Raw genomic sequence first — 23,517 nt, forward strand, 5'->3', positions numbered from 1 at the left:
ATGAACGAGCACCACGTGTACGACTACGTCGTCGTCGGCGGCGGCACCGCCGGATCCGTCATCGCGTCCCGGCTGACCGAGGACCCCGACGTCAGCGTCGCCGTCATCGAGGGCGGCCCCAGCGACGTCGGCCGCGACGACGTCCTCACCCTGCGCCGCTGGATGTGCCTGCTCGGCGGTGAGCTCGACTACGACTACCCCACCACCCAGCAGCCCCGGGGCAACTCGCACATCCGCCACAGCCGCGCCCGGGTCCTGGGCGGCTGTTCCTCGCACAACACCCTCATCGCCTTCAAACCCCTTCCCTCCGACTGGGACGAGTGGGCCGAGGCCGGCGCCGACGGCTGGGACGCGAAGGCGATGGACCCCTACTTCACCCGGCTGCGCAACAACGTCGTCCCCGTCGGCGAGGCCGACCGGAACGCCATCGCCCGGGACTTCGTCGACGCGGCGCAGACCGCCCTCGGAGTGCCGCACGTCGAGGGCTTCAACAAGGCCCCCTTCCACGAGGGCGCCGGCTTCTTCGACCTCGCCTACCACCCGGAGACCAACAAGCGCTCCTCCGCCTCCGTCGCGTACCTGCACCCGTTCCTGGACCGGCCGAACCTCCACATAGCCCTGGAGACCTGGGCGTTCCGGCTGGAGCTGGAGGACACCCGTGCCACCGGCGTGCACATCCGTACCAAGGAGGGCGCGGAGCACGTCGTACGCGCCCGGCGCGAGGTCCTGGTGTGCGCCGGGGCCGTGGACACCCCGCGCCTGCTGCTGCACTCCGGCATCGGGCCGCGAGCCGACCTGGAGGAGCTCGGGATCCCCGTCGTGCACGACCTGCCGGGCGTCGGGGAGAACCTGCTCGACCACCCCGAGTCGGTCATCGTGTGGGAGACGCACGGGCCGATCCCGGAGAACTCCGCGATGGACTCCGACGCCGGACTGTTCGTCCGCCGGGACCCCGAGGCGGAGGGTCCGGACCTGATGTTCCACTTCTACCAGATCCCCTTCACCGACAACCCGGAGCGACTGGGCTACGAACGGCCCGCCCACGGCGTGTCGTTGACCCCGAACATTCCCAAGCCGCGCAGCCGCGGCCGGCTCTACCTGACGAGCGCCGACCCCCGGGTCAAGCCCGCGCTCGACTTCCGTTACTTCACCGACGAGGACGACTACGACGGCCGGACCCTCGTCGACGGGATCCGCATCGCCCGACGGATCGCGGCGAGCGAACCGCTCGCCGGCTGGCTCAAGCGCGAGGTGTGCCCGGGCCCCGAGGTGACCTCCGACGAGGAACTCAGCGCGTACGCCCGCCAGGTCGCGCACACCGTCTACCACCCCGCCGGCACCTGCCGGATGGGGGCCGCCGACGACGAACTCGCCGTCGTCGCGCCCGATCTGAAGATCCGGGGCCTCGACGGCATCCGGATAGCCGACGCGTCCGTCTTCCCCACCATGACCGCCGTGAACCCCATGATCGGCGTGCTCATGGTCGGCGAGAAGTGCGCCGACCTGCTGGGAGGAACGACCCGATGAACACCTTGCCGCACACCCAGACGCCGCACACCGCGACGCCGGACACCGAGACCCGGCCTCAGGCACCCGCGGAGTCCGTCTTCTCCGTACGCGACCTGTGGAAGGTCTTCGGTCCGCAGGCCGACCGCGTGCCCGCCGACCAGGAGCTCGCCGCCCTCGGCGCCGCCGAGCTGCGCGAGCGCACCGGCTGCACCGCCGCCGTCCGCGACGTCTCCTTCGACGTCCGCAAGGGCGAGGTCTTCGTCGTCATGGGCCTCTCGGGCTCGGGCAAGTCCACGCTCGTACGCTGCCTCACCCGGCTCATCGAACCGACCTCGGGCACGATCTCCATCGACGGCGAGGACGTGCTGTCCATGGACAGCGGCCGGCTCCGCGAGCTGCGCCGGCACCGGGCGGCCATGGTCTTCCAGCACTTCGGGCTGCTCCCGCACCGGACGGTGCTCGACAACATCGCCTACGGGCTGGAGATCCAGGGCGTGGGACGCGGCGAACGGCGCGACCGGGCTGCCGAGTTCGTCACCAAGGTCGGCCTGGACGGCATGGAGCACCGCAGGCCGGGCCAACTGTCCGGCGGCCAGCAGCAGCGCGTGGGCCTTGCCCGCGCGCTCGCCGTGGACCCGGAAGTCCTGCTGTTCGACGAGCCGTTCAGCGCGCTGGACCCGCTCATCCGCCGGGACATGCAGGAGGAGGTCGTACGCCTGCACCGGGAAGAGGGACGCACGATGGTCTTCATCACGCACGACCTGAGCGAGGCGCTGAAGCTCGGCGACCGCATCGCGCTGATGCGCGACGGCCGGATCGTGCAGCTCGGCACCCCCGAGGAGATCGTCGGCGCCCCCGCCGACGACTACGTCAGGGACTTCGTCCGGGACGTGCCGCGCGAGCAGGTGCTGACCGTTCGCTCGGCGATGCGCCCCGCACTCACCGACGAGTCCGAAGCCGGCCCGGCACTCGCCCCGACCGCCACCGTCCACGAGGCCATCGAGGCCGTCGCCCGGACCGGCGAGAACGCGCGGGTCGTCGAGGGCGGCAGGTGCCTCGGCGTGGTCGACCGCGCGGGACTCCTCGGTGTCGTCGCCGGGATACCGGCCGAGACGGGAAAGGCGGTGGCCTGATGTACGGCCACACGACCTGGCCGCCGCCGTGCGGCACCACCGGCGCCGGCACCAGCACGATGCCGGCCCACACCGGACGGTGGAACCGATGACCACCACCGCACCCCCCGCTCCGCCGGGCCCCACGACCCCGACCACCACCACGTCCCCCACCGACGACGGGCCCGGTGTGCTGCGCACGCTCGCGCACCACCGCGGTCGGCTCATCGGCGTCTGCGCGGCGCTCGCGCTCGTCCTCGGCTGCGTGCTCCTGGGCGCCGGGAACTGGCCCGCGGCGCTCACCGTCGACCTGTCGGGGCCGCTCGAGCGCATCAGCGACTGGATCATCGACAACCGCGACAGCCACCCGTTCTTCCTCTACTTCCTCGGGCACATCAGCAACGTCGTGGTCCTGTCGGTCCGCGCCGTGTACCTGGTGCTGCTCGCTCTCGGCTGGGCCGGCGTCACCGCCGCCGCCGGTCTGCTCGCCTGGCGGGTGGCGGGCGTGCGACTCGCGCTGACCTCCCTCGCCGCCTTCTCCGTGTGCGGACTGCTCGGCATGTGGGTGCCCACCATGCAGACGCTCGCCCTGATGGTGGTCGCCGTCGCCGCGTCCGTGCTGTTCGGAGGCCTCCTCGGGCTGGCCGCCGGCCTGTCGGACCGCATGCACCGGATCCTGCGGCCCGTGCTGGACACCATGCAGGTGCTGCCGGCCTTCGCGTACCTCCTGCCCGTCGTCCTCGTCTTCGGCATCGGCGTGCCCGCGGCCGTCCTCGCGACCGTCGTCTACGCGGCCCCGCCCATGGCCCGCCTCACCGCGCTCGGGCTGCGCGACGCGGACGCCGGGGTCGTGGAGGCCGCCACCTCCCTCGGCGCCACCGGCAGGCAGCAACTGCTGACGGCCCGGCTGCCGCTGGCCCGCAAGGAACTGCTCCTCGGCGTCAACCAGTCGATCATGATGGCGCTGGGGATGGCCGTGATCGCGTCCGTCATCGGCGCGGGCGGTCTCGGCGACCGCGTCTACCAGGCGCTGGCCTCCGTCGACGTCGGCGCCGCCCTCGCCGCAGGTGTGCCGATCGTGCTGCTCGCCATCACCCTGGACCGGGTCACCGCCGCCGCGGGGGAGCGGATCGGCCGGGCCCCGGCCGACCGGTCCGGGCTCCGCTGGGCCGTCGCCGCGGCGGTGACCCTCGCCGTCGCCGTCGCAGCCCGCCTGCTCGACCGGCTCTCCTGGCCCGACGCGTGGACGGTGGACATCACCGGGCCCGTCAACGGAGCGGTCGACTGGATGACCGCCCACCTCTACTCCGGCGTGCCCCTCGTCGGCGGCACCGCGGACTGGGCGGGGCACTTCACCACCTGGGTCCTGGGCCCCCTGCGCGACGGACTGCAGTGGCTGCCCTGGTGGACGGTCCTGCTGACCGTCGGCGTACTCGCCCTGCTCATCGGAACCTGGCGCACCGCCGCGACCGCCGTCCTGGCGATGGCCGCGATCGGTGTCCTCGGCGTCTGGGACCCGGCGCTCGACACCCTCTCCCAGGTCCTGGCCGCCGTCGCCGTGACCCTGCTGATCGGCTTCGCCCTCGGCGTCGCCGCGGCCCGCAGCAGCCGCCTGGGGCGCGCGCTGCGTCCGGTGCTCGACGTCTTCCAGACGATGCCGCAGTTCGTCTACTTGATCCCCGTCGTCGCCCTCTTCGGCGTGGGTCGCGCCCCGGCCGCCGCGGCCGCCGTCGTCTACGCGCTGCCCGCGGTGGTGCGCATCACGGCCCAGGGCGTGCGCGCGGTGGACCCGGGCGCACTGGAGTCCGCGCGCTCGATGGGCGCGACCGGACGGCAGCAACTGTTCCAGGTCCAGCTGCCGCTGGCCCGGCCCGCGCTGCTCCTGGCTGTCAACCAGGGCGTGGTGCTGGTCCTCGCCGTCGTCGTCATCGGCGGCCTCGTGGGCGGCGGCGCGCTCGGCTACGACGCGGTCTTCGGCCTCGCCCAGGGCGACCTGGCGACCGGCCTGGTCGCCGGAGCGGCGATCGTCTGCCTCGGCCTGATGCTCGACCGCGTCACCCAGCCGACCGGGCGCCGCGACCCCGCACGAAAGGGGGCCTGACATGGCTCGCACCACACGCTCCGCCGCACTCGCCGCGGCCGCCGCCCTCACCCTGACGGCCCTCACGGCCTGCGGCGCCGCCGACATGACCCGCCAGGCCTCCCCGTACGCCGACGCGAAGGGCTCCCGCACGGTCACGCTGTCCGTGCAGTCGTGGGTGGGCGCGCAGGCGAACGTAGCCGTCGCCCAGTACCTGCTGGAGCACGAGCTCGGCTACCGGGTGGACACCGTCCAGATCGACGAGGTACCCGCCTGGGACGCGCTCAGCCAGGGCCGGGTGGACGCCATCCTGGAGGACTGGGGCCACCCCGAGCAGGAGAAGCGGTACATCGACGACAAGGGAACCATCGAGCGGGGCGGCGACCTCGGAGTGACCGGCCACATCGGCTGGTTCGTACCGACGTACTTCGCCGAGGAACACCCGGACGTCACCGACTGGAAGAACCTCAACAAGTACGCCGACCAGCTCCGCACCGCGGAGAGCGGCGGCAAGGGACAGCTGCTGGACGGCTCCCCGTCCTACGTGACGAACGACAAGGCCCTCGTGAAGAACCTGGACCTCGACTACCAGGTCGTGTTCGCGGGCTCGGAGGCGGCGCAGATCACCCAGATCAGGCAGTTCGCCAAGGAGAAGAAGCCGTTCCTCAGCTACTGGTACAAGCCCCAGTGGCTGTTCGAGAAGGTCCCGATGACCGAGGTGGAGCTGCCCGAGTACAAGGAGGGCTGCGACGTCGACCCGCAGAAGGTGGCCTGCGCCTACCCGCACACGCCGCTGCAGAAGTTCCTCAACGCCCGGTTCGCATCCGAGGGGGGCGACGCCGCGGCCTTCCTGAAGAAGTTCCGGTGGACGACCGACATGCAAAACGACGTCGCCCTGATGATCGCCGAGGAGAAGCTGTCGCCGCAGGAAGCAGCGGCCCGCTGGGCGGAGCAGAACGAGGCCACCTGGCGGTCCTGGCTCCCGTCCTGACCGACCCGGGCGGCCCGCAAGGGCCCCACGGCCTTCCGGGCCGCAGGTGCCGGGAACCGGTGGCGCTGCGGGTCGCCGGGGCCACGCTCGGGGACGATACTGAAGGTCACGGTGCGTGGAGGCGACATGCGTGAACCGGAGCATCGCGGCCCGGGGCCGGCCTCGGCCTCCGTCAGCGGCACGGCAGCGGTCGTCCTGGACGACGCAGGCGTGGTCATCGCCCGTTCGGAGGGGGCCGCGGCGCTGCTGGAATGCCCGCCGGGCCGGACCTGTGCGCCCTTGCTGGGGATGGTGCCGCGCGTCGGAACGGATGCGGGGCCGATCGGGCACCTGATGACCGTTCCGGGCGGCGGTCACACGGGGCACGAGGCTCCGCTGGTCTGTACGGTCGTCCGGCTCGCGGCCCACGCTCCGGGCGGCGCGGGCGCTGCCACGCAATGGCTCGTCCTGGTCACCCCGGCGGAAACGGCGGAGGAAGCGGCCGAGCGCGATGCGCGAAGACGCCGGACCGGGCTCTCCCAAGCCGCCGCCGCGGGCATCGGCACCTCCCTGGACGTGATCGAGCTGGCCGAGACCCTGGTGAATCTGCTCGTACCGGACTTCGCCGACCTGGCGACCGTGGACATAGCCGAGAACGTGCTGGTGGGCGACGAGCCCCCGCACTTCCACACCAGCGGCGACGTCCGCCTGCGCCGGACCTCTGCCGCACAGAGCCCGGAGATATCCGCCGAGGACCTGCTGGCGGTGGGAGAGGCGCTTCCTCCGGTGACGGACAGCACGTTGATGCGCCCCCTCATGAAGGGGCTGCCCGTGCTGGTGCCGGACGTCGCCGTCCTGCAGGCCGAGCTCGGCATGGATCCGAAGGCCCTGCCGTTGTTCGTCCCCAGCGGAGCGCACTCGTCCCTGGCCATGCCGCTCTACGCACGAGGCCTGATCCTCGGCTGCGTCACGGTCTGGCGCAGCCAGTTGCCCTCCGCGTTCGGGGAGGAGGACGCCGCACTGCTGAAGGACGTCGTGTCCAGGGCCGCGCTCGGCGTCGATAACGCGCGCCGCTACACCAAGGAACACCGGTCGGTGGTGACCTTGCAGCGGAGCCTGCTGCCGCGCTCCGCCCTGGACTCCGCCGCCGCCGAAACGGTGGGCGTCTACCAACCGGCGGGCGGCGGCTCGGGAGTCGGCGGAGACTGGTTCGACGTGATCCCCCTCCCGTCGCTGCGCGTCGCGTTCGTCGTCGGGGACGTCGTCGGCCACGGCCTCGACGCCACCGCGGCCATGGCGCGCCTGCGGACCGCGGTGCAGACCCTCGCCGACCTCGACCTGGATCCGGGCGAACTGCTCACGCACCTCGACGACCTGGTGCTCGGCTTCTCCGAGGAGCAGATGACCAGCGAATCCCGCTCGGAGCGCTCGAAGCGCTCGGAGCCGGCCGTGCTGGGAGCGACGTGCCTCTACGCCGTCTACGACCCGGTGACGGGTCAGTGTGCTGCTGCCGCCGCGGGACATCCGCCACCGGTCCTCCTGCCGCCGGACGGAGAGCCGGTCTTCCTCGGCGTGACGCCGGGGCCGCCCCTGGGGGTGGGCGGAGTGCCGTTCGAGGTGACGGAGTTCGACGTCCGGCCCGGCAGCATGCTCGCGTTCTTCACGGACGGACTCGTGGAGAGTCGGAGCGGCGACATCGAGCAAGGGATGGAAAGACTGCGGGGCTCGTTCGCCGGAGCCGACCCGAGGTTGCCGCTCGACGAGTTCAGCCGGGCCGTTTTCGACGGGGTGCGGCCCCAAGAGGCCGCCGACGACGCCGCCTTGCTGCTCGCCCGCATCCACGCGCTCTCGTCCGACCGGGTCGCCGAGTGGGAACTCGAAGCCGACCTCTCGCTCGTCGCGCACGCCCGTGAGCTGGTGGTGGGCCAGCTGTCCGAGTGGCAGCTGGACGAAATGGGCTTCGTGACCGAACTCGTCGCCAGCGAGCTCGTCACGAACGCGATCCGCTACGCAGGAGGACCGGTCGGGCTCCGGTTGATCCGCGACCGGGTGCTCGTCTGTGAGGTGTCCGACCCCAGCAGCACTCAGCCACGCCTGCGTCGTGCACGGGAAACGGACGAGGGCGGGCGGGGCTTGTTCCTCGTGGCCCAGCTCACCGACCGCTGGGGCTGCCGGTTCACCAGCACCGGCAAGACCATCTGGACGGAGCAGCCCATCGGCGGGTCCCTCGTCTAGGCCGGTCGCTCCGCGTGCGCGCGCACGGTCCACCCGGTAGCGTCGAGAGCGAGCGTTCCGTCCACACCGCTGCCGCGCCCGGGCCCGGCGGGGCCGCCGCCGATGTCGGCAGAGGAACGAGAACCCATGCCACAGCACGCCATCCACGCGGTGACCGCCGCAGCCGCTCTGGTCTCCCTGGCAGCATTCGGCCCCGCACCGAGCAGCGCCCCGTCACCGCCCGACCGGTCGGCCGCCCGGTCCGCCGGCCAGGCGGCCGACGGGACCGGTTCGCAGGCCCCGTCCCGGTTCGTGCCCGGGCCTTGTCCGAAGCCGCCCGAGCCGATCGCAGCACTCGGCAACGCACGCTGCGGCTACCTCGAAGTTCCCGAGAACCGCTCCCGCCCCGGCAGCCGGACCATCAAGCTCGCCGCGGCGGTCATTCCGGCCGCCGAACCGGCGACGCCGGCGCAGGAGCCCGTGGTGTTCATGGCGGGCGGCCCCGGGGGCGACACGTTCGACGACATACCGTTCCTCGTCGAGTCCGGGCTGAACAAGGACCGCGAACTGATCGTCATGGCCCAGCGCGGCAACCTCTACGACCAGCCGAACCTCGCCTGCCCGGAGATCGACCGCTTCAACGCCCGGGCCGTTGGCCTGGGCTACGACGCGAAGCAGGCGCAGCAGCTCCTGTTGAAGGCGGTGAAGGAGTGCCGCGACCGCCTGACGGCCGACGGCGTCGACCTGAGCGCCTACAACACCACCGAGAACGCCGCCGACTTCGCCGACCTGCGCACGGCGCTGAACATCCCCCGGTGGAACGTCTACGGGTACTCCTACGGCAGCGACCTGGCCCTCACCTACGTGCGCCTGCACCCCGAGGGAATCCGCGCCGTGGCGATCGACTCGGTCACGCCTCCCCAGAGCGCGACCCTGCCGTGGGGATGGAGCAGCGCAGCCGAGGGCATCGACCACATCTTCGCGGCGTGCGCGGCGCAGCCCGCCTGCAAGAGCCGGTACCCGGACCTCCCCCGCATGCTGACGGAGCAGGTGCGCAAGCTGGAGGCGCATCCCCTGACGCTGCACGTCCCGCCGCCGGGCGGTGGAAAGCCGGTCGAGGTCGTCCTCGACGGGGGCGCGCTGCTGAACCAGATCGTCGCCTTCGCCCCCCGGCCCAAAGACCTCCCGGCGGCACTCGACGAGCTCAGCCGCGGAAACCCCGAGCGCTTCGCACGGGCCCGCGCGGCCGGCTCCGTCCAGAACGTCGGCGCATTCGCACACGGCCTCACCGAATCCGTGGCGTGCAGCGAGTGGGCGCCGGGGTACTCGGAAACCGACGTGCTGAAGGCGGGGCGCAAGGCCTTCCCCGGGTGGCCGGACACGGTCCTGGCCCAGGTGCCGCAACTTCCCTTCCAGTACCCGGTGTGCCGGGTCTGGAACGTTCCGGACCGCGCCTCCGTCCAGCGGGTGGCCACGGTCAGCCCGGTGCCGGCGCTCCTCGTCTCCGGCACGTTCGACGCGAAGACCGGGGCGAGCTGGGCGAAGGGCGTGGCCCGCGACCTGTCCCGTTCGACCGCCGTGCAGGTCCCCGGGATCGGCCACTGGGTGGTCCCGCAGTCGCCCTGCGCCCAACGCGTCCTGGCATCGTTCCTCGCTCGCCCGACCGCCCCCGACACCAGCTGCGTGAACGACTTGAAGCCCGAACCATTCACGATCATTCCGAAATGACCGGGAGGGCAGATGGCACTCCACCCGGCGCACCGTCGGCGCCGCACCGCACGACGCCTCCTGACGACGGCCGCCGGCACGGTGACCGGTCTCCTCGTCACCGGCCTGCTCGCAGCGCCTGCCCCGGCGCAGCCCCCTACCGATGCCAGCACCGGCCCCGACGCGCCGATCGGTACGGTCGCCCGCGCGGTGGGCGACGCCCGCTTCGAACCGGGCCCCTGCCCGAAGACGCCGGAACCGATCGAAGCGCTCGACGGCGCCCGCTGCGGAACGCTCACCGTGCCCGAGAACCGCGCCGAACCGAGCGGCCGGACGATCGAGCTCGGCGTCGCGATCGTGCCCGCCGCCACCGACGAGCCGAAACCCGACCCCATCGTGTGGCTCGCGGGCGGCCCCGGTGACGACGCCGTGGGGGAGGCGAAGATGGCGATCGACGGCGGCTTGAACCGCGACCGTGACGTGATCTTCATGTCCCAGCGCGGTACGTACTCGGCCGAGCCGAACCTCCTCTGCCCCAACATCGACGAGTTCAACGCACGCTCCGTCGGCCTCGTCTACGACGCCCCGTCCACCGAACGCCTGCACGTCGAGGCCACCAAGGCCTGCCGCGACCGACTGGCGGCCCGCGGGATCGACCTCGGCGCCTACAACGACACCGAGAGCGCCGCCGACTACGAGGACCTGCGCAAGGCGCTGGGCATCGAGCAGTGGAACCTGTTCGGGATCTCCTACGGCACCCACCTGGCGCTGGCCTACATGCGGCTGCACCCCGAGGGGCTCCGCTCGGTGGGCATCGACGGCATACTGCCGCCGTCCAAGGCCGGGTCGGCCGCGACCTGGAGCAGCGCCCGGCAGGGCTTCGACGGCCTGTTCAAGGCCTGCGCGGACCAGCCGGCGTGCAACGAGCGCTATCCGAATCTGTCGGCCACCTTCGACCGGCTCGTGCGCGAACTCGAAGCCAAGCCGGTCACCACCACCGTCACCCTCCCCGGCAGCGACAAGCCGGTGAAGGTCGTCCTGGACGGCGGAGCCCTGGTCAACTGGATGACCTCCGCCACCCATGTGGCGCCCCAGGTGCCCGCCGCCCTCGACGAGCTGGCGCACGGCAAGCCGCAGCGGATCGCCCAGCAGTGGGCGGGCGGCAAGCTCAGCCCCCAAGCCATCGGCAGGGTCGCGCACGGCCTCTCCTACGGCGTCTTCTGCAGCGCGTGGACACCGTACGAGAGCGAGGACGCGGCGCTGCAGGGCGGACGGGCGACGTTCCCGTCCTTCCCCCGCTCGGTACAGGCCCAGGCCCCGCAGCTCGCCTTCCTCCACCCGGACTGCGACGCCTGGAACGTCCCTGCGGCGTCGCCCTCGATCCGGGACGCCACGCGCGGTGACATCCCGACCCTCGCCCTGTCGGGCGGGTTCGACTCCCAGACCGGGGCCGACAACGGGCCGTACGTCGCCAGCACGCTGGGCAAGGCCAAGGTCGTCACGGTCCCCTACGAGCCCCACGTGGTGTTCGCCACCTCGAAGTGCGCCCAGGAGATCACCGTCTCGTTCTTCGACGACCCGGCTGCGCCGAAGACCGCATGCCTGAAGGGTCTCGAGGCACCCGAGTTTGAGATCGGCCCCTGACGCCCCGAGTTCCCCTCGAGGGCCCGGCACCTGCCTCCGGCCTGCTGTTTCACCGCGATCCACCGCTGTGGAGGCATGCCGGGGCAGCGGCTAGGGTGAGGTGAAGAGGCCGGGGGAGAGCCAGGAGCCCGTGATGCGCGGACACCGCCCCGAGCCGCCCGACGACGTGCAAGAACTCCTGGTCGCTCTCGGGCAGCTCGTCGATCAGGCCCTGGACCGGATCGAGTACCAGCGGGCCAGGGTCGAACTGGCCGTGGCCCTGCAACGCCACATGCTCCCGCCCGGGCTGCCGCAGCTGCCCGGGCTGCGTCTGGCCGCCAGGTACGCGCCCTCGCGGGGCGGTCTGGAGGTGGGCGGCGACTGGTACGACGCGTTCGTCATGCACGACGGGTCACTGGGGCTCACGGTCGGCGACGTGCAGGGTCATGACGTGGAGGCCATCGCCTTCATGGGACAGGTGCGGACCAGTCTGCGCGCCCTCGCACAGACGACGAGCGACACCCGCGAGGTGCTGGGCCGCGCCAACGATCTGCTGATCGCCATGGGGTGCGGCCTCTTCGCGACGTGCTGCTTCCTTCGCTTCGACCCGGTCAGCCGCGATCTGACGGTCTCCAGGGCCGGCCACGTCCCGATGGTCTGGGCCACGGCCGGAGGCGGTCACGGGATCGCACTCGACCGCGGTGGGCCGCCGCTCGGCATCGTGTCGGGCGAGCGCTACCCGGTGACCCACCGGCGTCTGACGGAGGCCGGGGTGCTCGTGCTGCTCACCGACGGGGTGGTGGAGGGTCCGAACTACCCGATGGAGTCCGGTCTGGCCGAGGTGGTCAGACTGGTGCGGGCGGGGTTCGACGCCGACCCCGATGTGCTGGCCTCCGCCGTCGTCAAAGTGGCCGACCTGACGGGACACCGCGACGACGCCGCGGTCCTCGTCGTCCGCTACGACGGCCCCCGGGAGCCGGGCTGACGGACGGGGCCACGGGGGCCACTGGGGTCGCCGGTGGCGGGATCTGAGCGCAGACTGCTGTCGTGAGCAGTGCGGAGATGGGACGTCTCGGGTCCACCGCGCTGCGCATCCTCGCCGTCGCCGCCGTCTACTACGCGGCCGCACGGATCGGCCTCCTCCAGCAGCTGGTGCGCGACCAGGTCACCCCCCTGTGGCCGCCGACCGGCGTCGCGCTGGCCGCGCTGCTCATCATGGGACTCAGGGTCTGGCCGGGCATCGCGCTGGGCGCGTTCTTGGCCAACGTGTTCCTCGGGCCGTCGTTGCTCTCCGTCCTGGCCATCACCGCGGGCAACACCCTCGCGCCGGTCTGCGCCGCCCTGATGCTGCACAGAGCCGGGTTCAGGAACGAGCTGGACCGCCTGCGGGACGTACTGGCACTGGTCTTCCTCGGTGCGCTCGCCGGGATGTCGATCAGTGCGACCATCGGCGCCGGGGTACTGGTCCTCTCCGGAGCACTGGACGCCGGCGACTTCTGGCCCACGTGGTCGGTGTGGTGGACCGGCGACGCGATGGGAATCCTCGTCGTCACACCCTTCCTGCTCGTGCTGCGCAAGGCCCGGTGGCCGTCCGGGGCCGGCCCGGGGCGATGGTTCGAGGCGGCGGCGCTGGCGTTCGGCACGCTCTTCGTCACGCTCCTGGCGACGCGCACGCGGGACTCGAGCCTGCTCTTCCTCGTCTCGCCGTTCCTGATCTGGGCGGCCTTCCGCTTCCGGCTGGCCGGCGCGGCGCCGTGTGCGCTCGCCGTGGTGGTCCTGGCGATCCTGGCGGCCGCCGGCGACAGGGGCCCGTTCGTCGGCGACGACGTCTTCGCCAACATGGTGACGCTGCAGGCCTTCAACGGTACGACCGCACTGACGGCCCTCCTCCTCGCGGCCGTCATCACCGAACGCGACCGGACGTACGAGGAGATCAAGCAGCTCTGCGGCCGGCTCGCGGAGGTGGTGGCCCGGATGGAGCCGCGCCCCGAGTCGTGCCGGTCCCCGCCCGATGACCGTCCGCCGCACTGAAGGGCCCGTAGCGGTCAGCAGCGGGGCGCGGGCAGCCGAGGCCGACTGCCCGCACCGGAGCCGCTGGTGCCGGTCAGCTCTTGCCGAGAAGGGTGTTCATCCGGGCGATCTCCGCGCTCTGGGAGGTGATGATCGCTGCGGCCATGTCCTTGGCGGGCCCGTACGTGCCTTCGGCCTGCTCGGTCTCGGCCATGGCGACGGCGCCTTCGTGGTGCTCGACCATCATCTGGAGGAAGGCGGTGTCGAACGCCTTGCCGGAGGCGGCCGTGAGCCGCTGCATCTCCTCGGCGGTCATCATGCCGGACATGGTGTGTCCACCGTGGTCCTCGTCCGTGGCCGGGACCTTCTCGCCCCAGGAGGTCAGCCAGCCGGAGAGGGTCTTGATCTCCGGATCCTGGGCCTTCTTGACCTCCTCCGCGAGCTTCTTGACCTCTGCGGACTCCGCGCGGGCCGCGGCGAGGTCCGCCATCTCGACGGCCTGCCGGTGGTGGGGGATCATCCCCCGGGCGAAGACCGCGTCGGCGGTGTTGTGGTCGCCCTGCCGTGCCGGGGCAGGGGTGGACGGCGAGGCGGAGGAGCCGTGTCCGTCGTGGGCCGAGCCGGAATCGCCGCCGTTGCCGCCGCAGGCGGCGAGGACGAGTGTGGCGGTGACGGCCGCGGCCACGGCCGTGGCACGGCGGATCGGGGAACGCTTGCTGGTCATGCTGTTGCTCCTGCGGTGAGGGCACGCGCGCGTCGGGGCGTGCCGGGGTAGGGAACGGTCCGAGTGCTCGGACCGCCCTATATGCGCAGGAGCTGCAATTCGCTCAGTGACGGTGGCGCGCGTCCGCCGACCGCACCGCTCACGTCGATCCCGGTACCGGCGACCGGGACGGCCGCAACGCCGCTGGGGGCGGCGGCCGGGCAGGGCAGGACGGGGGCGCCCGAGGTGCCCGCGGCGGCGCAGGTCGCATCCGCGTGTTGGGCGTGCCCGCCGCTTCCGTCGCCGGCCGGTTCATCGGCCCGCGCGGCGCCGCCGTGCTGCACCGCGTGCTCGCCGGCTGCAGGCGTGCCGTGCGCGGGGGCCGTCCCGTGGGCGGCTGCGCACCCGGGTGCGGCGGCGGACACCGGAACGGCGCCCGGCCCCAGGCCGTGCATGCCCACGAGGCCCACCAACACGGCCAGGACCAGCAGGAGAGGGGAACGCAGCCCGAGCGGCTTCATTGCGCGCGTCGCCTGCTGATCCATACCGGCATCGTAAGCGCCCGCTCCGCACGGGGCGAGGCCGGGCCGCGACACCTCCTTCGGAGCCCCTCTCCCTCTCGGCCCACCTGGCGGCCGTCGCCCCTCAGGAAGGCCCGCTGCCGCTGGCGACGTGCCAGGGCACGAAGGCGTTCTTGAGTCCCGCGAGAGACGTACGCAGCTCCGGATAGTGCCGCAGCAACACGGTGACCATGCTGTTGTCGTCGATCCAAGCCATGCCGGCCTTGGAGTACACCTCCGGTGTGTAGTACTCGGTGAAGAAGCGGTCGCTGTTCAGTCGGCGCGAGGCCATCAGGATGAAGATGCGGAACGCCGTGTCGCTGAAGGCGAATCCGGTCGGAAGCTTCTCCGCATACATTCCGACCGTCAGGTCGACGTCTTCGACGTCGTCGTAGAGCCGCTCCATCTCCTTGGCCCACACGGGGTTGTCCGTCAGGTCCTCGAAGCTCGCCGCGGGCTTCAGCCGCAGCAGCCGCCGGAATTCGTTGTAGCGGGGGATCCCCAGTTCCCGGTTGCGCAGGATGTCCGTGGCAGCGAGGTCCTGTCGCCCCCCATCGGGGCGCTCGAAGTCCTGGAGGAAGCGGGGGAAGTTGTGCAGGGTCACGAGCCCCGGGTGGAGGGTGCCGAAGCTGTACAGCAGGTTGGCCATTCCCTTGGTCTTCAGCACGTTGAGCGCCGCAGGTCCGGCGATGTCGCGGAAGGTGCAGTCGCTGAGGGTGGAGTCGTCGGCGGCGGAGCGCAGGTGCCAGTCGTCGCGGACGAGCGGGTGCATGCGGTAGACGGCCACGAACTCCTCGGTGAGGGAGTACGGGACGCCGTAGTGGTCCGTCTTGCTGCCGGGGATGCCACTGACGGTCTCGCTCTCCGTGAGCCGGCCGTAGAAGTTGTGGACGCGTTCACCCGCGATGCCCCACCAGTTGGACCGCAGGGCTTTGACGGTGGTGGGGTGGCTGATCACGGCGGGCGTCCACTCCACCGTATGGATCTTGGCGAGGAGCGCGGCATTAACGAGGCGGGCCCGCTGGAACAACTCCTCGTCGTCCCACGACGGGTACACGGCGTGCAGGTGGTCGCAGATCGAGTTGTGCTCCTGGGCGAACAGGTTCTGCATCATGACGAGGCCCAGCCAGAAGCCGGGAACGCGCGAGGGATCGCGGGCGGGGTCGGAGGGGAGCGGGGTCGCCTCGTCGCCGAAGAGGTGCAGTTTGCCCGTCTTGCCGGTGCGCACCCGGCACTGTTCCGCCTCGTTCGTGCCGTAGATCTGGGATGCGTCCCACCAGTGGGACGAGACGTTGACGCGGGTGTCGGGAGTCCCCGCGGGCGACCGGGGGTCCCGCGTCGGGTCGTCCGGCGTCCGCATGATCCGCATCGGGCGTTCGGGCCACGGATCGTCGTCCAGGAGCGGAACTTCCCAGGGCCGCTCCGTGGGACTGGTTCCGTGACTGAACCAGTCGCGGACCATGAACTGCAGCCAGGCGGCGACCAGGGAGTTGACCGACTCGGCCGGGATCAGTGTCCGGCGGGTGAGCAGGACTCGGCTGACCTCGCGCGGGTTCGGCCGCGAAAGAACGCTCTCGGGCGTGGCCGGGGCGATCTTGTCCAGCGGGATGTTCCGGCCGAAGCGCGTTCCCGCCATGCCCATGCGCGGCTCGTCGAGGTCGTTGTGGCTGCCGTCGGCGGTCCGGTTGACCCGGTGCCCGTCGGAGGGCGGCGCAGGGGTCGGGAGGCCGACGGAAGGCAGCCGCGACGTGTCGTGGAGGTTCTCCTGACGGAGTTTGACCCGCAGCCCGAAGAGGGTCAGCAGACCGGGCGTGACCGCCAGGCGGTCCCAACCGGTGCGGCGGTCGACGAACTCGGCGATGCGGGTGATGATCCGCCACGGTAGGGAGGAGCGGTATCCGGAGCCGGATCGTCGGGGGACGGGGCGTCGTTGCATGCTCATCGTGCTGCTCCTCAGGATCGGTTCCCGGGTCAGGTCGGGTGCCGCGGGGCGGCCGGGACGGGTCGCGTGCGCGATGCATCGCCGAGGATCACGTCGCTCGCCTTCTCGCTGATCATGTAGATCGGAACGGCGATGAAGAAGCCGGGAATGCGGGGGAAGACCGAGGCGTCGACGATCCGCAGGCGGTTCACGCCACGTACCCGGAAGCGGCTGTCCACGACGGCCGACGGATCGTCGACCCGGCCCATTTTGCAACTGCAGGAAGCGTGATGGCCCCACGCCTCGTCCTGTACGAAGCGGCGGACGCTCTCGGGGTCACCGACCTGCTCGCCCGGCCACAGCTCCGTGCGGATCACGGAACCGGCACTGCGGTTCATGCTGCGCACGAACTGCACGGCGGAGACCACGGCGGCGAGGTCCCTTCCGTGCTCGTCCGTGCCCTCGGTGAAGTAGTGGAAGGTCACCAACGGGGTGTCCCGGGGGTCGGCGGAGCGCAGTTGCACCCGGCCGTTGGTGTTGTGGGTGCGGCTCTTGAGGATGACCCACGTGAAGCGGTCCCGGTGACGCGTCAGGTCGAGCGAGTAGCCGGGGTGGTAGCCGCGGAAGTCGAAGGGGCCGCCGAAGATGAACAGGTCGGGGGAGTCCAGCGACGGGCGGGACTTGCGGGTGATCCCGACGACGGCGCCGTTCGTCGTGTACGGCCCGTCGCCGAGCTGCCAGGCCCGGTAGCAGGGGTCCGGCACAGCTCCGGGCTCCGGCGCGTGGAAGTCGCAGTCCTCGATGACCGGGAACTCGCGGTCCATCTGGCTCACCACGCCGATTTCGTAGCGGTCCTGCAGGTTGGCGCCCACGCCTTGGAGGGGGACGCGTACGGGAATGCCGTGCCGTTCCAGCTCCTCACGCGGCCCGATGCCCGAGAGCATCAGCAGTTGAGGCGTGTTGAAAGCCCCTGCGGCCAGGATCACCTCACGGGCAGCGAGCACCCTGCGCGCGACCGGCAGCGCGCGAACGTCCTGGGTCCCGGGGTCGGCCCGGTAGGCGTGCGGCTGGTGCACGTAGTCGACGCCCGTCGCCGCTCCGTCCGCGTCCAGCACGATCCGCGTCACCAACGAGTGCGTCCGGACGACCAGGTTGTCCGGGTGGCTGCGCTGTACGGCCCGCACGCGTTCGCGGGCGGCACTGCGCCGGCCGGCAGCCGTTGAGATCGGGATCTGCCACAGCCCCTGCAGGCCCTCGGTCTGTACGCGCCAGTCATTGGGATCGACGAACGACCCGAGCCCCTCCAGAGGGGAGAGCGGCCGGCCGATGAAGTCGGCGAGCGTGTCCTGCGCGGCGGACAGGATGACCTTCAACAACTGCTCGTCCCGTACGACTAGTTCGGGGTCGGCGAGATCGGTCGGCAGCCAACCGTCGAACCCGTGACGCGAGTCGTTGCGGTACCGGGCAGCGGCGAAGGGAAGGAGCTCCAGCAAGGCCGCCAACCACCGATTGGCGGGCGGCTCCTTGGGGCGGGGGCGGTAAGTACAGCGCTCCAGCCGCTCGAAGTACCGGCGCATGGCGGTGCTGCGCCACGACGCGTCCGCGGTCTCGTGCGCGATGTCGTCCCAGTCGCGGTTGTAGGGATAGACGGTGATCAGCGCGTGGTGCGCGGTGCAGCCGCCGACCGTCCCGGCCCGCGGATAGAGGATGCCCTTGCCCGGTACGAGCTTGCGGTCGCGCCGGTGCTGCTCCTCGTCCGCGTAATGCCGTACGAAGTAGTCCCAGCGCTGGACGGGGTCTTCGGAGGCGTCGGCGTGGAAGGCGGGAACCAGGTAGTCGTCGTTCTCCTCGGCACCCCCTGCGTCGAGGAGGAGGACGCGCATGCCCGAGGCCGCGAGGGTGGCCGCCAAGGGGCCACCGCCGGCGCCCGCGCCGACGACGACGAAGTCGAAGCCCGTTTCGGCCGGTGGAGCGCCGGACTCCGCGGTCACTATCCTTTCCTCTTCCCGAAGTCGGCCGCACTGGCGGCCAGGGTCGTGTTGACGGCTGAGATGAGCGTGGTCAGGGCAGCGGTGCGGGGCGGCAGTTGGCCGCGGAGGCCGAGCAAGGCGGCAGTGGCGGTGTCACTGGCGTGGATCAGCACGCCCTCTCGAAGGTCTTCCTGGAGCCGCTGGCCGTGGTTGGTGAGCAGATCGAGACCGAGCAGGACGGTACGGATCCCGAAGAGCCGGAATGCGTAGACGGCCGCGGGACTGACGTCACGATCGGGGTCGAGGCGCCGGACGAGCACGGTGGGAGCGAGTAGCCCGGTGATGCCGTTGAAGAGCCGGATGCCGGCCAGGGCGTAGACCGAAGCCGGACGGCGGGCAGCGCGTTGCTTGGCCATGCTGTACTCCCTGGAGTGCAGTGGCTGCTGCGGCCACGAATAGCCCCCGGAGTGCGATGACTCCCCCAAAACCACACTAGGGTGATGGCTGTGCGTGTGCATCTTGGGACCTTGGGTGGGGGCGCGAACCTTCGCACGCCGCCCTAGGGCGGTGTGACCCGACCGTTCGTTCCGGGTCTCCCACCACGGTGTGCACCTGCACCATCGTTCGCGAGGACCTCTTGAAGGATGAACCTTACGAACCCGCCGGGTCGGTCGCGGATGCCGTCGGGCCGGTGCTGCCCGGCTTCGGCTCCGAACACGGAGGTCGGGGAGCAGCAGGCCCCGCTCAGACCACTGAGAGGAGGTCCACCACGAAGACGAGCGTGGAACCCGCCGGGATCAACGGCGAGGGGGACTGGTTGCCGTAGCCGAGCCGCGGGGGAACGATGATCTCGCGCCGACCGCCGACCTTCATCCCCCTGAGCCCCCGGTCCCAGCCCTTGATGACCCTGCCACCACCCACGGCGAACTTGAACGGCTCGCCCCGGTCCCAGGAGGCGTCGAACTCCGTTCCGGACTCGAAGGTGACCCCGACGTAGTGAACCCGGACGACCCTGCCCGGCTTCGCCTCGGGGCCGTCCCCGACGACCAGGTCCCGGATCGTCAGCTCCTGCGGAGCGTCACCCTCCGGAAGTTCGACCTCGGGCTTCGTCAGTTCACCCATCGCAACCTCGCTACTTTCCGCCGGCATCCTCGTACGGGCCAACCGGGCGCATGGTCACTCTCCACGCAGTAGGTGATCACGCTACCGAGGACCCTGATCGACTGGAGTACATCACACCCCACGGAGCACGGCGCGGCGTGCCTGGGCGGCTCCGACACGCCTTGTAGCGGAACTCACACCGGGCGGCCGCGTCACGCCCCGGCTCCGCTCCTAAGATCATTCTGGGAGCGGCGCCGGGTACCCGCTCCCACCGCCGCGGCCCCGCGCCGGTCGGTACGAGGGGCCCCAGCAGGCGGCCACTCGACCGTCGACCTGCGCTTTCACCGCTCCGCCCGGCAACCAACGACCGGCATGCACTCTCGACCAGGAGGCGTGACCACACCCCGCGCACCCTTGCCCGATTCCCCCGACCCGCCCTGACGCCCCGTCGTAGGGCGGACCGAACGGTGCGGCCCTTCCGCGTGGGACAACCAGCCCCTGGGATCTTCCGTGCAGCGCATCCGGCTCGACCCGCGATCCGTCGGATCCGTCCGCGCTGCCCCAACGAAAGGCAATACGATGACCGACAGCCGTTCCCTGAGCGTGGCGGTACTCGGACCCGGGGGCGTCGGCGGGCTGCTCGCCGCCCTGCTGGCACGAGCCGGCCACCGGGTGACCTGTCTGGCCGGTGAGGAGACCGTGCAGGCTCTGCGCCGTGACGGCATCCAGGTGAGCAGCGGCCAGTTCGGCGCCTTCACCGCAAGGGTCGACGCGGACACCGAACTGCGGCAGCCGGTCGACCTGTGCCTGGTGACGGTGAAGCAAACGGCGCTGGCGGCGGCGCTCGACCGAGTGCCGTCGGAGGTTCTGGGCGACGGCCTCGTCGTGCCGCTCCTGAACGGGATCGAGCACCCCGCCACGCTCCGCAAGCGCTACTCGGCGGAGCTCGTGGTGCCGGGAGTGATACGCGTCGAATCGAGCCGGCAGGCACCGGGCCGGATCGTGCACGGCAGCCCGTTCACGGAGATCGATCTGGCGAGCGCCACGGCGGATCGCGAACGCCTCGACGAGCTGGCCGGTGTGCTCGCGGACGCCGGAATCACCACCCGGGTGCGCGACGACGAGTCCGGTGCGCTGTGGGGGAAGTTGGCGTTCCTGGCCCCCTTCGCCCTGCTCACGACGCGCTACCGGCTTCCGATCGGCCAGATCCGCACCGAGCACCGTGACGAACTGCTGGCTCTGGTGGAGGAGGTGGCCGCGGTGAGCCGTGCCTGCGGTGCGCCGAGCGACACCGCCGGCACGGTGCGGCTGTACGACGCCTTCCCCGCCGCGGCGAAGTCGTCCATGCAGCGCGACGCCGAGGCCGGCCGACCGCTGGAGACGGACGCGATCGGAGGGGCGGTGCTGAGGGCCGCCGGGCTGCACGCGGTCCCGGTGCCGCGCGTGGCGAGCCTGCTGGAGGAGATCGGGGTGCGCGGCCACTGACGGTCGCGTCGCCGGGGCGCCGGGACGCCGTACGGGCGGGTGCGACCGGGGAGTTGACCGGTGGCACCCGCCCCTGGGCGGTGGGTCGGTCACCCGTTCCGAGGGACGTACGCCTCCCCGGAACGCGCTTCGGTCCAGATGTCCTCGGCACTCACTTCCGCTACCCGGTACTTGCCCAACGAGCTGATCAGCAGGCGCATCTCCAACGCCAGGCAGTCGACGAAATTGGTGAGGCCCGCCTCCGCGTCCTCGTCCGACGCGACCAGGGCCGCCCGTCCGAGGCCCACCGCGGTAGCCCCGAGCGCCAGGCACTTGACCGCGCGGGCACCCTCCCAGATGCGACCGCTGACCAGCAGGGAGTTGTCCTGCGCGTCGAGGCGTTGCAGGCACTCCGCCAGCGGGAGCCCCACGTGGTCGAGGAAGGCGCGGGGCGCCCAGCCGGTGCCGCCTTCCGCCCCGTCCACGGTGACCGAGTCCGCCCCGGCCGCCCAGGCAACGGCCGCAGCCAGGTGGACGTCGCGCGAGGGCGGCAGTTTGACCCACACCCGGCAGCGCGGATAGTTGTTGCGCATCAGCCGGATCTGCTGGCGGAGGATCTCCTCGGTGAAGGTTCCCGGGCTGCTGCAGCGCAGCACCGAGTCCTCGGCGGGTTCGTAGATGTCCAGGACGTCGTACTGCGCCGCCAGTTCGGCCGCGCGCTTGCGGGGCACCAACGTCATGCCGCCCACGCCGGGCTTCGCACCCTGACCGACCTTCAACTCGAAGGCCAGCCGACCGCTCTCCAGCAGGGGGGCGGCCGAGGGGTCGCTGTACACCAGGTTCCACACTTCGGCGTCGGCGTCTTCGGTGCTCTGCTGGACGACCACACCGCCGAACCCGTCCGGCGCCGCCGCGGCGTACGCGGTGATGCGGCGCAGCAGCGAGCTCTCCTTCTCTTCGGCCATTCGACCGTAGCCGGACACGGGGACGATGTTCTCACCGATCACCATGGGAACGCCCAGGCTTCCGGCCTGCCGGGCGACGGCCTCACCGAGGTCGCCGCTGGCCACCCTGGTGGAGCCGAACGCCGCGACGAACAACGGGAAGGCGGAGCGGAAGCCGCCGATCATCGTGGTCAGGTCCACGTCCCCACTGATCGGTTCACGACCGAGGTCGATCAACTTCTCCATGCGGTGCGGTACGAAGACGGGCGGTACGAGACGGGCCCGGTCGATCGCGTCCTCCGGCCGGGCGGTCTGCTCGCCGTGCTCGCCGTAGAGCGTGGTCCCGTAGTTCCCGCTCTCCGGGAAGGCCGCGGCCGCGCCGTGCCGGGCACGGGCCCGTACCTGCTGCTCCGGGAACCCGGGAGCCGTCAGGCCGCTCACGGACGCAGCTCCCCCGGCAGCTTGGGGTAGGCCGTCGCCTGCCACACCGCATCGAGTCCGCCCAAGAAGCGGGTGAACCGCTCGACGCCCAGGCCGAAGCCCGCGCTGGAGGGGATCCCCTCGCGCGCCAGGGTGAGGTACCACTCGTACTTCGCCGGGTTCTCGCCGGTCTCGCGGATCCGCATCATCAGGTTGCGGTAGTCCGACTCGCGCTCGCTGCCGCTCATCATCTCCCCGAAGCCACCCGGGAAGATGAGGTCGAAGTTGCGCAGGACACCGGGCTCTTCGGCGCTTTCCTTGTCGTAGAAGCCGCGCGAGCCCTTGGGGTAGTCGGTGATGAAGAACGGGTGCTCGGCCGCCTTGGAGATGATCTCCTCGCCCTCCCACTCGATCTCCGTGTTCTCGTCCTGGCCGTATCCGCCCCCGGCGAGCTGGGCCACCGCCTGCGAGTGCTTCACGCGGCCGTACGGCGCGTCGAGGACGCGCTTGAGCCCGTCCAGGTCGCGCCCGAGGATCTCCAGCTCCCGCTGAGCGGTGCTCAGCACGTGCTCGACGCAGTGCCGGGTCAGCTCTTCCGCGACCCTCATCGCCTCCTCGCGCGAACCGCCGGCGATCTCCACGTCCAACTGGTGGAACTCGGTCAGGTGGCGGTGGGTCACCGCCGTTTCCAGCGGCTCGAGCCGGACGTTCGGGGCGACGTGGAAGATCTTGGGGAAGCTGAGCAGGGAAGCCTGCTTGTAGAGGATGCCGCTCGTCATCAGCTTGTAGCGGTGACCGTAGTAGTCGATGTCGACCTGCTTGGCACCGCGGGCGCCCGGGTCGGTCACCGGGCCGATGGTGGGCGGCAACAGCTCGGTGAAGCCCTCACCGGAGAGGAAGTCCCGCGCTCCGGCCAGGAACCGGTTCTGGACGAGCAGTGCGGCGCGGGTGCGCTCCGAAGTCAGATGGGCGAGCGGCGTCGGGAGCGTGGCCCCCGTGTTCTCAGCGGACAATCTCTCGTTCCGTTCGAGTGCTGTGACGAGGCGGGTGATAGAGGGGTGTGACGCTCCGGACTGGGTCCGAAGCCGGGCAATGCGCGACAACAATTCGGAACCTGGAATTCCATATCCGCCGCCGAAGAAGTGTGGCCGAGATCACTGAGCGGAAGATTCTTCTGCGGATGTATCGCCGCAGCTCTCGCAGGGTAGT

At 71.2% G+C, this 23,517-nt stretch carries 18 protein-coding genes; 10 read left to right on the forward strand and 8 right to left on the reverse strand.

The window, feature by feature from the left end:
• The 9 genes from ACIQK6_RS32160 (at window position 1) to ACIQK6_RS32200 (ending at window position 13,246) form a co-directional block, all read left to right on the forward strand.
• Window positions 1-1,527: a GMC oxidoreductase gene (locus tag ACIQK6_RS32160; protein WP_329104840.1), complete on the forward strand. Its 1,527-nt coding sequence runs from the start codon at window positions 1-3 to the stop codon at window positions 1,525-1,527.
• Window positions 1,524-2,642: a glycine betaine/L-proline ABC transporter ATP-binding protein gene (locus tag ACIQK6_RS32165; RefSeq protein ID WP_402696174.1), complete on the forward strand. Its 1,119-nt coding sequence runs from the start codon at window positions 1,524-1,526 to the stop codon at window positions 2,640-2,642. Before ACIQK6_RS32160 ends, ACIQK6_RS32165 begins: the two co-directional genes overlap by 4 nt.
• A gap of 88 nt (window positions 2,643-2,730) precedes the next feature.
• Window positions 2,731-4,722, forward strand: a complete 1,992-nt coding sequence (locus ACIQK6_RS32170) for an ABC transporter permease (protein WP_402696175.1) — start codon at window positions 2,731-2,733, stop codon at window positions 4,720-4,722.
• Between the two features lies 1 nt (window position 4,723).
• The gene (locus ACIQK6_RS32175) at window positions 4,724-5,692 is read left to right on the forward strand and encodes an ABC transporter substrate-binding protein (protein ID WP_402696176.1); all 969 of its coding nucleotides are present in this window, start codon (window positions 4,724-4,726) and stop codon (window positions 5,690-5,692) included.
• Window positions 5,693-5,818: 126 nt separating this feature from the next.
• Window positions 5,819-7,906, forward strand: a complete 2,088-nt coding sequence (locus ACIQK6_RS32180; RefSeq protein WP_329104849.1) for a SpoIIE family protein phosphatase — start codon at window positions 5,819-5,821, stop codon at window positions 7,904-7,906.
• Between the two features lie 126 nt (window positions 7,907-8,032).
• Window positions 8,033-9,613 carry an alpha/beta fold hydrolase gene (locus ACIQK6_RS32185; protein ID WP_402696179.1) on the forward strand — a complete coding sequence of 527 codons (1,581 nt, stop codon included), beginning with the start codon at window positions 8,033-8,035 and terminating at the stop codon, window positions 9,611-9,613.
• A 12-nt stretch (window positions 9,614-9,625) separates the two neighbouring features.
• Entirely contained in the window at window positions 9,626-11,236 is a 1,611-nt protein-coding gene (locus ACIQK6_RS32190) for an alpha/beta fold hydrolase (RefSeq protein WP_402696181.1), read from the forward strand.
• Window positions 11,237-11,369: 133 nt separating this feature from the next.
• Window positions 11,370-12,200: a PP2C family protein-serine/threonine phosphatase gene (locus ACIQK6_RS32195; protein WP_402696182.1), complete on the forward strand. Its 831-nt coding sequence runs from the start codon at window positions 11,370-11,372 to the stop codon at window positions 12,198-12,200.
• Window positions 12,201-12,277: 77 nt separating this feature from the next.
• Window positions 12,278-13,246 (forward strand): MASE1 domain-containing protein, encoded by a 969-nt coding sequence (locus ACIQK6_RS32200; protein ID WP_402696234.1) that lies wholly within the window; start codon window positions 12,278-12,280, stop codon window positions 13,244-13,246.
• 73 nt (window positions 13,247-13,319) lie between these two features.
• Here the strand turns inward: ACIQK6_RS32200 and ACIQK6_RS32205 are convergent, their stop codons facing one another.
• The 6 genes from ACIQK6_RS32205 to ACIQK6_RS32230 form a co-directional block, all read right to left on the reverse strand.
• Window positions 13,320-13,949, reverse strand: a complete 630-nt coding sequence (locus tag ACIQK6_RS32205) for a DUF305 domain-containing protein (RefSeq protein WP_329104858.1) — start codon at window positions 13,947-13,949, stop codon at window positions 13,320-13,322.
• Between the two features lie 77 nt (window positions 13,950-14,026).
• A complete protein-coding gene (locus ACIQK6_RS32210; protein WP_329104859.1) occupies window positions 14,027-14,473 on the reverse strand; it encodes a DUF6153 family protein in 447 nt (148 codons plus the stop codon).
• Between the two features lie 100 nt (window positions 14,474-14,573).
• Window positions 14,574-16,430, reverse strand: a complete 1,857-nt coding sequence (locus ACIQK6_RS32215) for a peroxidase family protein (protein ID WP_329104860.1) — start codon at window positions 16,428-16,430, stop codon at window positions 14,574-14,576.
• A 29-nt stretch (window positions 16,431-16,459) separates the two neighbouring features.
• Window positions 16,460-18,400 carry a GMC family oxidoreductase gene (locus ACIQK6_RS32220; protein WP_402696183.1) on the reverse strand — a complete coding sequence of 647 codons (1,941 nt, stop codon included), beginning with the start codon at window positions 18,398-18,400 and terminating at the stop codon, window positions 16,460-16,462.
• Window positions 18,400-18,795, reverse strand: coding sequence for a hypothetical protein (locus ACIQK6_RS32225; protein WP_329104862.1), 396 nt, complete (start codon window positions 18,793-18,795; stop codon window positions 18,400-18,402). The genes ACIQK6_RS32220 and ACIQK6_RS32225 overlap by 1 nt, the downstream gene beginning before the upstream one ends.
• 328 nt (window positions 18,796-19,123) lie before the next feature.
• Window positions 19,124-19,501 (reverse strand): FKBP-type peptidyl-prolyl cis-trans isomerase, encoded by a 378-nt coding sequence (locus ACIQK6_RS32230; protein WP_329104864.1) that lies wholly within the window; start codon window positions 19,499-19,501, stop codon window positions 19,124-19,126.
• Between the two features lie 558 nt (window positions 19,502-20,059).
• On the opposite strand from ACIQK6_RS32230, the gene ACIQK6_RS32235 reads away from it, so the two are divergent.
• Complete coding sequence (locus tag ACIQK6_RS32235) at window positions 20,060-20,965, forward strand: 2-dehydropantoate 2-reductase (protein WP_329104866.1); 906 nt, start codon at window positions 20,060-20,062, stop codon at window positions 20,963-20,965.
• A gap of 89 nt (window positions 20,966-21,054) precedes the next feature.
• Here the strand turns inward: ACIQK6_RS32235 and ACIQK6_RS32240 are convergent, their stop codons facing one another.
• Entirely contained in the window at window positions 21,055-22,329 is a 1,275-nt protein-coding gene (locus tag ACIQK6_RS32240; protein ID WP_329104868.1) for a glutamate synthase-related protein, read from the reverse strand.
• Complete coding sequence (locus ACIQK6_RS32245) at window positions 22,326-23,321, reverse strand: asparagine synthetase A (RefSeq protein WP_329104869.1); 996 nt, start codon at window positions 23,319-23,321, stop codon at window positions 22,326-22,328. The genes ACIQK6_RS32240 and ACIQK6_RS32245 overlap by 4 nt, the downstream gene beginning before the upstream one ends.
• Window positions 23,322-23,517 lie beyond the last annotated feature (196 nt).

Origin of the sequence: Streptomyces sp. NPDC091682 (assembly GCF_044756625.1) — a bacterium.
Lineage (GTDB): Bacteria > Actinomycetota > Actinomycetes > Streptomycetales > Streptomycetaceae > Streptomyces.

Excerpts from the sequence above, each read along its gene's own strand:
- ACIQK6_RS32160 (WP_329104840.1), top strand. The coding sequence starts at position 1 with ATGAACGAGCACCACGTGTACGACTACGTCGTCGTCGGCGGCGGCACC.
- ACIQK6_RS32165 (WP_402696174.1), top strand. The coding sequence starts at position 1,524 with ATGAACACCTTGCCGCACACCCAGACGCCGCACACCGCGACGCCGGAC.
- ACIQK6_RS32170 (WP_402696175.1), top strand. The coding sequence starts at position 2,731 with ATGACCACCACCGCACCCCCCGCTCCGCCGGGCCCCACGACCCCGACC.
- ACIQK6_RS32175 (WP_402696176.1), top strand. The coding sequence starts at position 4,724 with ATGGCTCGCACCACACGCTCCGCCGCACTCGCCGCGGCCGCCGCCCTC.
- ACIQK6_RS32180 (WP_329104849.1), top strand. The coding sequence starts at position 5,819 with ATGCGTGAACCGGAGCATCGCGGCCCGGGGCCGGCCTCGGCCTCCGTC.
- ACIQK6_RS32185 (WP_402696179.1), top strand. The coding sequence starts at position 8,033 with ATGCCACAGCACGCCATCCACGCGGTGACCGCCGCAGCCGCTCTGGTC.
- ACIQK6_RS32190 (WP_402696181.1), top strand. The coding sequence starts at position 9,626 with ATGGCACTCCACCCGGCGCACCGTCGGCGCCGCACCGCACGACGCCTC.
- ACIQK6_RS32195 (WP_402696182.1), top strand. The coding sequence starts at position 11,370 with ATGCGCGGACACCGCCCCGAGCCGCCCGACGACGTGCAAGAACTCCTG.
- ACIQK6_RS32200 (WP_402696234.1), top strand. The coding sequence starts at position 12,278 with ATGGGACGTCTCGGGTCCACCGCGCTGCGCATCCTCGCCGTCGCCGCC.
- ACIQK6_RS32205 (WP_329104858.1), bottom strand. The coding sequence starts at position 13,949 with ATGACCAGCAAGCGTTCCCCGATCCGCCGTGCCACGGCCGTGGCCGCG.
- ACIQK6_RS32210 (WP_329104859.1), bottom strand. The coding sequence starts at position 14,473 with ATGGATCAGCAGGCGACGCGCGCAATGAAGCCGCTCGGGCTGCGTTCC.
- ACIQK6_RS32215 (WP_329104860.1), bottom strand. The coding sequence starts at position 16,430 with ATGAGCATGCAACGACGCCCCGTCCCCCGACGATCCGGCTCCGGATAC.
- ACIQK6_RS32225 (WP_329104862.1), bottom strand. The coding sequence starts at position 18,795 with ATGGCCAAGCAACGCGCTGCCCGCCGTCCGGCTTCGGTCTACGCCCTG.
- ACIQK6_RS32230 (WP_329104864.1), bottom strand. The coding sequence starts at position 19,501 with ATGGGTGAACTGACGAAGCCCGAGGTCGAACTTCCGGAGGGTGACGCT.
- ACIQK6_RS32235 (WP_329104866.1), top strand. The coding sequence starts at position 20,060 with ATGACCGACAGCCGTTCCCTGAGCGTGGCGGTACTCGGACCCGGGGGC.